At 72.7% G+C, this 2,238-nt stretch carries 2 protein-coding genes; both read right to left on the bottom strand.

Going from position 1 to position 2,238, the window contains the following annotated elements; all coding sequences use genetic code 11:
* Positions 1 to 29: 29 nt before the first annotated feature.
* Positions 30 to 1,307: an arginine deiminase gene (locus ACFWEJ_RS28485; RefSeq protein WP_377232521.1), complete on the bottom strand. Its 1,278-nt coding sequence runs from the start codon at positions 1,305 to 1,307 to the stop codon at positions 30 to 32.
* Between the two features lie 16 nt (positions 1,308 to 1,323).
* Entirely contained in the window at positions 1,324 to 2,085 is a 762-nt protein-coding gene (locus ACFWEJ_RS28480; protein ID WP_377232520.1) for a VIT family protein, read from the bottom strand.
* Positions 2,086 to 2,238 lie beyond the last annotated feature (153 nt).

The raw sequence follows: 2,238 nt of genomic DNA, 5'->3' as shown, positions 1-2,238 counted from the left end.
GGTCCGCCCCGGGCGGGGCGGCCCAGCCCCTACCAGCTCACGGGTTCCCGGATGATCGGGCAGGTCATGCAGTGCCCGCCGCCACGCCCGCGGCCCAGCTCACCGCCCGCGATCTCGATCACGTCGATGCCGGCCTTGCGCAGCAGGTCGTTCGTGGTCGTGTTGCGGTCGTAGGTGAACACGACCCCCGGCTCGACGGCCACGGAGTTGTTGCCGCTGTCCCACTGCTGCCGCTCGGACTCGTAGACGTCGCCGCCGGTCTCGATGACCCGCAGCTGGCCCAGCCCGGAGACCTGCCCCACCACGTCGAGGAAGGACGACCGGCCGGCGTCGGTCACCGAGACGCCGAGCGGCCCGGAGTCGGGGCGCAGCACGAACGGGTGCACACGGTCCACGATCCGCGGGTAGACGGTGACGGTGTCGACGTCGACGAACGTCATGATCGTGTCCAGGTGCATGGCCGCGCGCAGCCGCGGCATGCCCGCCACCACGATCTGCTCGGCAGCGCCAGCCTGGAACAGCGAGGCCGCGACCTGGGTGATCGCCTGGCGCGACGTGCGCTCGCTCATGCCCATCAGCACGGTCCCGTTGCCGATCGGCATGATGTCGCCGCCCTCGAAGGTGGCCTCGCCATGGCTGGCCTCCGGGTCGCCCCACCACACGCGGCTGCCCACGAAGTCGGGGTGGAACGAGTAGATCGCCTTCATGAGCAGCGTCTCGTCCCGGCGTGCCTGCCAGTACAGCGGGTTCAGCGTGAGGCCGCCGTAGATCCAGCAGGTCGTGTCCCGTGTGAACAGCGTGTTGGGCAGCGGGGGCATGAGGTACTCGCGGGCGTCCGGGCTGAGGTCGGCCAGCGCGCGGAAGCCCGGCGGCAGCTCGGGCACGTCGGCCACGGCGAGGCCGCCGATCAGGTACCGGGCCAGCTCGTGCTCCGGCAGGGACTCCAGGTACTCGCGCGTCGCCTCGACCAGGCCGTTGCCCACGATCTCGGGCACGATCTTGCGGTCGAGCAGCCAGTCGCGCGCCCCGGGCACGCGCAGCGTCTCGGCGAGCAGGGCGTGCAGCTCGACGACGTCGACGTCGCGCTCCCGCAGCTCGGCCACGAAGTCGGCGTGGTCCTGCTGGGCGCGCTCGACCCACAGGACGTCGTCGAACAGGAGGCCGGCGGAGTTGGACGGGGTGAGGCGCTGGTGGGCCAGCCCGGGAGCGCAGACCAGGACCTTGCGCAGGCGGCCCACCTCGGAGTGGACGCCGTACGCCGACGAGGGTGTGCCGGCCGGGGGCGGTGTGCTGTCGATGGTGTTCATCGGGCGATAACGGTACTCACCCGATCGCCGTCGTGCCGAGCAGGGAGCCGATCGCGAAGGTCGCGCCGAGCGCGAGTGCCCCGCCGACGACGACGCGCGCCGTGGCGCGCACCCGCGGCGCGTCGCCGATCCAGGCCGCGAGCCAGCCCGTGCCCGCGAGTGCCGCCAGCACGACGACGAATGTGATGCCGACCCGCCAGGGTTCGGGGATCAGCAGCACGGCGGCGAGCGGCAGGATGGCGCCGAGCGTGAACGCGACGGCGGACGCGAGCGCGGCGTGCCAAGGGCTGACCACGCCGTCCTCGTCGATGTTGAGCTCGGCCTCCAGGTGGGCGGCGAGCGCGTCGTGCTCCGTGAGCTCGATCGCGACCTGGCGGGCCGTGGCGGGGGACAGGCCCTTGGCCTCGTAGAGCTCGGCCAGCTCCGCGAGCTCCTCCTCCGGCATCGCGGCGAGCTCGGCCTTCTCCTTGGCGATGAGCGCCCGCTGGGTGTCGGACTGGCTGGAGACCGACACGTACTCGCCCAGCGCCATCGAGATGGCGCCGCCGACGAGGGCGGCGAGGCCGGCGGTGAGGATCGGCCCGGTCTGCGACGTCGCCGCCGCGACGCCGACGGCGACCGCGGCGACCGAGACGATGCCGTCGTTCGCGCCGAGCACGCCGGCGCGCAGCCAGTTCAGGCGCTCGGCGAGCCCGTTGGTGTGGGGTTCGTCGGGGTGCCCGACGGCGGTGCGGCCGCCGGTGTCCGGGCGTTCCGCGCCGGACGGTTCTGTCGTCATGGCCTCAGGCAACCAGGACTCCGGGTGTCGGGCCAACATCAGGCCCGAGGTTGGGCAGCCTCACCTTGGCCGCTGCGCCCCTCCGCTGTGCCGACCTTCCGCTGTGCCCGCCTTCCCCTTTGAGGCCCGGGTTTCTTCGCTTTGAGCCGCCGC

Origin of the sequence: Promicromonospora sp. NPDC060204, assembly GCF_042728455.1 — a bacterium.
GTDB lineage: Bacteria > Actinomycetota > Actinomycetes > Actinomycetales > Cellulomonadaceae > Promicromonospora.
Note: the sequence above shows the minus strand (reverse complement) of the source record. Positions and strands in the feature narration are given on the sequence as shown.